We start from the raw sequence: 6681 nt of genomic DNA on the forward strand, positions 1-6681 counted from the left end.
CTTCGCTCCGTCCGTCGTCTCGTGAGTCCGTGCCGGGTTCCTGGGCCGGGTTCTTGCCCCGGGTTCTTGGCCCGGGTTCCTGGGCCGGGCGCGCGGGCCGGGCGGGATCGTGCGCCCGGCCCGCGTCGCCGTCCGGACCTATTCGGACTTCGCCGTCTCGGTGATGGCCTGCGCGACCTGCTCGGGGCTCTTGGAGCCCGCGATGAGCGCCGCCACGCTGTCGTTGACCTCCTGACCGACGGCGGGCGGGTACGCCTGGTCGAGGTAGAGCTGGAAGCCGCTCGCGGAGGCCAGCGCCTTGGCCACGACCGCGAGGTTCGGGTCCTTGACCGCGTCCTCCTCCCCCTTGAGCACGGGCAGGATCGCGCCGGACTCCACGACCTTGCGGTGCTGGGCGGCGTCGTGGAGGTATTTCAGGAAGTCGATCGCCTCGGCCGGGGCGTCCGCGCCCACGGCGAAACCGCCGCCCCCTCCGAAGGCGTCGGCCGCCGAGCCCTTGCCCCCCTCGACGGCGGGGAAGGGGAAGAAGCCCAGGTCGTCGCCGAGGCCCTTGCCCGCCTCGGCCTGGACGGACGGCCCCCACTGGCCCATCAGCTCCATCGCGGCCTTGGCGTTGCCCACGGTCGCCGCCTGGCCGTCCGGGGTCGAGTAGCCCGCGCCGAGGAAGCCCTTCTGGAACGGCTGGAGATCGACGAGCTGCTTGAGGTGCTCACCCGCCGACACGAACTCCGGCTTGGTGAAGTCGTGGTCCACGCCCGCCTGCCTGAGCGCGTCGAGCCCGGCGATGCGCATGGCGAGGTAGGCCCAGTAGTAGTGCCCCGGCCACTTCTCCTTGCCGGCGAGGGCGATGGGGGTGATGCCCGCGGCCTTGAGTTTCTTCACGTCGTCGAGGAACTCGCTCCACGTCGCCGGCGGCTGGTCGATGCCCGCCTTGGCGAAGAGCGCCTTGTTGTACCAGAAGCCGACCATGCCGATGTCGTTCGGGATCGCGTACGTCTTGCCGTCGAACTGGTACGCCTGCAGGGACGCCGGGGTGAAGTTGCCGATCCAGGACGCGACGTCGCCCGAGATGTCCTTCACCAGCCCGGCGTCGATCTGCTGCCGGAGGACGCCCCCGCCCCAGGTCGCGTAGATGTCGGGCGCCTTCCCCGACTGGGTGGCTGTCGCGATCTTGGCCTTGAACGCCTCGTTCTCGATCGGGAGGTTCTTGATGGTGACATTCGGATGAGCGGCCTCGTACGCCTTGGCCTGCTCGGCGAAAAGAGACTTCAACGGCTCGGTGGTGCCGATGTTCCACCACTCGACGGTGACCTTCTCGGACGCCGCCTTGTCGGACGTCCCGTCGCCGCCCTGGCTCGAACAGCCGGCCAGGACGAGCGCGGCCGTCGCGAGCAAGACCACACCTCGTCGCGTCAACGACATGTCAGTGCTTCCCTTCCTTATCTACGGACCCGCACGGAGCCCCGTGAAAGTTTCAGGTGCACCCCCGAATATTTCGTGACCCGGAGAATAGGTAAACCTCACGTTACGCGTCAATAGTGTTCGTGGGAGCGATCCCATAGCCCGTGGATACGCGGGAGAGCGGATCCGAAAGTTTTCGGCTACGCTGTCCGCCATGCCAGCGAAGAGACGGGTGACGATCGCCCTGATAGCCAAGGAGGCCGGTGTCTCCGTCCCCACGGTCTCCAAGGTCATCAACGGGCGGCCCGAGGTCGCGTCCGACACCAGGCAGCGGGTCGAGCGCCTCCTCCACAAGCACGGCTACCAGCGCAGGACCGGCCACGGGGACGGGCCGGTCGGCCTCATCGACCTGGTCTTCGCCGAGGTCGAGAGCCCGTGGGCGATGGAGCTGATCCGCGGCGCCGAGACCGCGGCCCGCGAGGCGGAGGCGAGCGTCGTCGTCTCCGTGCTGCACACCCACTCCGGCCCCGGCCGCGACTGGATCGACCGCATCGCCGCCCGCCGCACCGACGGGGCGATCATCGTCGGATCGCACCTGTCCGCGCGCCAGCAGGGGCAGCTCAACGCCCGCGCCATCCCCTTCGTCGTGGTGGACCCGGACGGCGAGCCCGCCCCCGGCATGACGTCGGTGGGCGCCACGAACTGGCACGGCGGGCTGGCCGCGACCCGGCACCTGCTCGAACTCGGCCACACCAGGATCGGCATGATCGGCGGCCCCCCGGACATGTTGTGCAGCCGGGCCCGCATCGACGGGTACCGGGCCGGGCTGGAGACCGCGGGCCTCGACGTCGATCCCGAGCTGATCAGGAACGGCGACTTCCTCGTCGGCTCCGGACGGGACCAGGGGCACGCGCTGCTGTCGCTGCCCGAACCGCCGAGCGCGATCTTCGCGGGCAGCGACATGCAGGCCTTCGGCGTCTTCGAGGCGGCCAGGCGGCGCGGCCTGCGCGTGCCGGAGGATCTGTCCGTGGTCGGCTTCGACGACCTCCCGCTCGCCCGCTCGGCGTGGCCTCCCCTGACCACGGTCCGCCAGCCGCTCCAGGAGATGGCCGCGCTCGCCGCCCGGATGGTCCTCGCCATCGGACGGGGCGAGGTGCCCGAGCCGCGCCGGGTCGAGCTGGCCACCGACCTGGTGGTCCGGGAGAGCACCGCGCCTCCGCGCGTCATCTGACCACACCGTCCGACCGCGCGGCCTTCCTCCGGGTCAACCTGGAGATCCTGGGCAACAGCGACGGGTCACCCGGCAGATGGCGCTCGCCCTCTGCCCGCGGCACGACCCGCTGCGCGAGGCGCCCGACCATGCCGTCCGACCGCGCCGCCCGCCTCCACTGGCAGGGGACCCCGGCGGTCCGCCCGGCTGTCAGTCCGGCGCTTCGTCCGGCTGTCAGTCCGGCGCTTCGTCCGGCGGTCCGTGCGGCTGCCCGTCCGGCGCTTCGTCCGGCTTCAAGGGACTTAGAGGGGCTTCGAGGGGCTTCCCGCAGCGGGCGCGCTCGCCGGTCGTCGCCGGGCGTTGACCTGTTCAAGGTCCGTACGGGTCGCCCGGCGCGCTAGGGTTTCTCGCGATATGTCCGGGTGGGCGAGACGGAGCGGACGGTTGCGGGGTTGGCGTGGAGCGGCCGTCACGGCGCTCATGGCGGCGATCGTTACGGTTCTCATCGGCGGCCCGAAGGCGGCGTACGCCGCCGGGAGAGCCGCCGGGACCGAGGAACGACCGTGCCCGGTCGCGGTTCCCGCAGGCACGACCTGCGGCTATCTGCTCGTCCCCGAGCGCCGGGACGTTCCCGGCAGCAGGACGATCCGGGTGGGCTACGCCGTCCACCGGTCGGCCTCGCCCCAGCGCCGGCCCGACCCCGTCGCGTACACCAGCGGCGGCCCGGGGTCGCCCTCGCTGCGGCTCGTCGGCTTCCTCGCGGACATGTTCCCCGACCGTGACGTGGTCGTCGTCGAGCAGCGTGGGGGCCGCTACTCGGAGCCCTCGCTGGCCTGCCCCGAGGTGGTGCAGGGCCTCGTCGAGACGCTCGAGACGCCCAAGGCGACGGCGGACGAGACCGGGCCGATCACCAAGGGCGCGCTGGCCTGCCAGAACCGCTACCAGGCCGAGAGGATCGACCTGCGCGGGTACCGCACCGAGGAGATCGCCGCCGACGTGGTGGACCTGCGGGCGGCGCTCGGCTACGAGCGGTGGAACCTCATGGGCGTCAGCTACTCCACCCGCTCGATGGCGGAGGCCGCCGCCAGGGACCCGCAGGGCACCCGTGCCGTCGTGCTCGACTCGTTCCTGCCCGCCGAGGTCGCCTGGTACGACCAGGCGGCTCCCGATCTGCGGGCGTCGCTGGCCAAGCTGGGCGCGGCGGACCGCTTCGACGAGCTGCTCGCCCGGTACAACACCCGCCCCGCCGCGTACACGACCGAGGACCCCGTGACGCGCAAGCGCATCGTCGTGCGGCTCACCGGCGACGACATTGCGACGATCCTCGGGGAGGCCATGCGGGAGACGGAGTTCCTCCCGCTCGTGCCCGCCCTCGTCGACGCGCTCGCGGACGGCCGGCGGGAGCTGCTCCAGCCGGTCGTCGACGCCGCCGGCGGCGCGCTGACGTCCCACGACTGGGGCCTGTACTACGCGGTCCAGTGCCAGGACGAGGTGCCGTTCAACGCCTTCTCAGGGCAGGCCGGGCCCCGGCTGTTCACCGGTGTCGCCGACGCCGCCGTATGCTCCGCCTGGAACCTGCCCCGCGCCTCAGGCGAGCCGGTGGCCGTCACGGCGCCGACGCTGGTCCTCGGCGGGCAGTACGACCCGACCACGCCGCCGGAGAGCGCCCGGAAGGCGGCGAGCGCCTTCCCGAACGCCCGGTTCGCGGAGTTCGCGGGAGTCGGGCACGGGGTGTTCCTGGCGAACGAGTGCGGACGCCGTACGATCTCCGGCTTCCTGGACGACGCCGCCACGACGGCCCCCGACACCACGGCCCCCGACACCACGAGCACCGGTTCGGCGAGCACCGGAACCGAAGGCGCCGGTTCGGGAGACGCCGGCACTGAGGGCACAGGCGCCGAGGGCACGGGCGCCGGTTCCACTGGCACCGATGCTGAGGGCACCGATTCCGGGAGCTCCGGTTCGGGAGCTGCCGGTTCGACGGTCTCCGGCCCTGGGACCGCCGGTTCTGGGGCATCGGCCACGTCCGACCCGGCCGGGGCGGCGTGCGCCCCTGGGGCGGATGCCGCCGCTCTCGTCCGGCCGGGCGACCTGCACCTGACGGCCGCGCCGTACCAGATCTCCCAGTCACCGGCGTTGCTCGCCCCGCTCGCGATCTTCGTGCTGACGGCGGCGGTGCAGTTCGTGGCCGGGCTCGTCACGCTGGTTCGCCGCCGGGGCGGCGTACCGCGCGTGCTGGCCGGCCTGACCGGGCTCGCCTTCGCGGCCCTGACCGCGCTGAGCGTCACCGGCGTGCCGGACGACGTCGTGTTCGCCATCGGCCTTCCTCCGGCGATCGTCTGGTACGGCCTGCTCGCGGTGGCCTCCACCGTGCTGTCGGTCGCGGCCGCCTTCCGGCTGCGCGCCGCCTCGGCCGACATCGTCCCCGTGATGACCGGCCTCGTCTTCGTCACCTGGTTGTACGGCTGGTTGATCGGCTGACGCAGGGCCCGCCCCACTCGGGCGGGCCCGCTCGCGATCCCGGCCCGTGCTTCCAGCCCAGGACCCGTTCCATAAACCGCCAACTGCTTCGCCACGCCTGAAGGCGGGGATTCCAACCCGGAGGTTGGCGGTCGGCGCTTCGCGAACCGCCCACCAGCAGGTCTCCCGCCCCGTCAGCACGAGCTGTGGCAGGTCCGCTTGGTCATGGCGGACTCCATTGCCGTACGCATGGGCTGACCTCACAGCATCGAGCCGGGGGCTGCGCCTTCGTCAGCGGAGATCAGCCCTGAGAGGATCTGGGGATCGGGCGGGCACGAGGCCGCCGTGATCATATCGGCCCCCCCCATCGGCCCCACCCTCACGCCGCTCTCCGAGCCCCACGCCGTACGGGGAGCAGGGGCGGGGAACGGCGACGGGCGCGACGGCATCCCTTGCATTTCCGGACGAGAGTGAACTTGAAGGATATTTACCGCTTTCAAATAAGCCTTACGGGAGCAAATGGACATATCTCGATATTTCATATCGAAAGAATTTGCCGATCAGGCCCCAATTCTGTTGCGAACACACCTTCGACTATGGCATTATTCGTATGCGCATTCGAATAGGCAGAGAGGCCAGGAAGGGGGCTGGGTGAAATGCCGAAATTCTTCGGATCCTTCGAGTTCTTCGCACCGGGCGAGCGCCCTCCCCATCCAGGACCATGCGATTCCGACTGGTGGGAGCAAATCGCCTCAAAGGCGAAAACCTGGAAATCTGACGGCAGTTCCGCCCTTGACTCCGACCGCGCCTTCGACATCTTTCCCCATGGCGTCCCGGATGCGGTTTCCGGCGATGCGCCCGAAGCAGGCCGGACAGAATCTGCCGATGACACGTCGCCGGGCGTGGGTGAAAGTCAGCCAGGCGTGGGCGAAGGTCAGCCAGCCGCCGGCCGTGACACTTCCACCGGCCCTGACACTTCCGCCGATCGGGCAACCCCCGACCACACCTCCACTGGTGGTGACGCTTCCGTAGGCGCTGGTGGGGTGTCGTGGCCGTTGGTCGCTCAGGTGCGGCAGGCCGCCTCCGCGCTCGCGGTAGCCGTGGTACCGGAGGAGGCGGGGGTGTGTCTGGCCGAGGCGGAGGACCTGCTGTACGCGCGGGATCGGCTGACCTCGGCGATCGCGGTGCGGGTGGGCCGGGTGCACGCGGCCGGGGAGGCCAAGGGACACGGTCATGCCTCGACCCGGTCGTGGCTGCGTTCGGCGGCGGGGATGAGTGTTGCGGGTGCGGGGCGGGTGCTGGCGCTTGCGGTGGAGTTGGCTCGTCTGCCTACGGTGCGGGCGCGGTTTGCGCGGGGGAGTCTGGCCGAGGGGTATGTGACGGCGATCTGTGCGGCTACGGCCCGGTTGGATGATGCGCAGGCGGCGTTGGCCGAGCCGATCCTGGTGGCGTTGGCGGATCAGGCGACTCCGGCGGAGATCGCGCGGGCGGGGCGGTATCTGCATGCGGTGTTGAATCCGGATGGGGAGGCCGATGACGCTGAGGCTGACTATCGGGAGCGGTTCGTGCTGGTGCGGGAGAGCGCCACGGGTGGGTTGGAGGGGGAGTTC

General features: G+C 70.9%; 4 protein-coding genes. 3 read left to right on the plus strand and 1 reads right to left on the minus strand.

The features are described 5' to 3' along the window. Nucleotides 1-138: 138 nt before the first annotated feature. Nucleotides 139-1401, minus strand: coding sequence for an extracellular solute-binding protein (locus AWQ70_RS35325; RefSeq protein ID WP_218004772.1), 1263 nt, complete (start codon nucleotides 1399-1401; stop codon nucleotides 139-141). A gap of 214 nt (nucleotides 1402-1615) precedes the next feature. Between AWQ70_RS35325 and AWQ70_RS35330 the strand changes: the two genes are divergently transcribed. The 3 genes from AWQ70_RS35330 to AWQ70_RS39605 form a co-directional block, all read left to right on the plus strand. Next, on the plus strand, nucleotides 1616-2632 hold the full coding sequence (locus tag AWQ70_RS35330; RefSeq protein WP_067186240.1) for a LacI family DNA-binding transcriptional regulator: 1017 nt from the start codon (nucleotides 1616-1618) through the stop codon (nucleotides 2630-2632). 423 nt (nucleotides 2633-3055) lie between these two features. Next, nucleotides 3056-5092, plus strand: a complete 2037-nt coding sequence (locus tag AWQ70_RS35335; protein ID WP_169808793.1) for an alpha/beta fold hydrolase — start codon at nucleotides 3056-3058, stop codon at nucleotides 5090-5092. A 635-nt stretch (nucleotides 5093-5727) separates the two neighbouring features. Continuing rightward, nucleotides 5728-6681: DUF222 domain-containing protein (locus tag AWQ70_RS39605; protein WP_157530847.1), on the plus strand; the 954-nt coding region annotated here is incomplete at its 3' end.

The organism is Microtetraspora niveoalba (genome assembly GCF_001570405.1).
GTDB classification, from domain to species: domain Bacteria; phylum Actinomycetota; class Actinomycetes; order Streptosporangiales; family Streptosporangiaceae; genus Microtetraspora; species Microtetraspora niveoalba.

Excerpts from the sequence above, each read along its gene's own strand:
- AWQ70_RS35330 (WP_067186240.1), top strand. The coding sequence starts at position 1,616 with ATGCCAGCGAAGAGACGGGTGACGATCGCCCTGATAGCCAAGGAGGCC.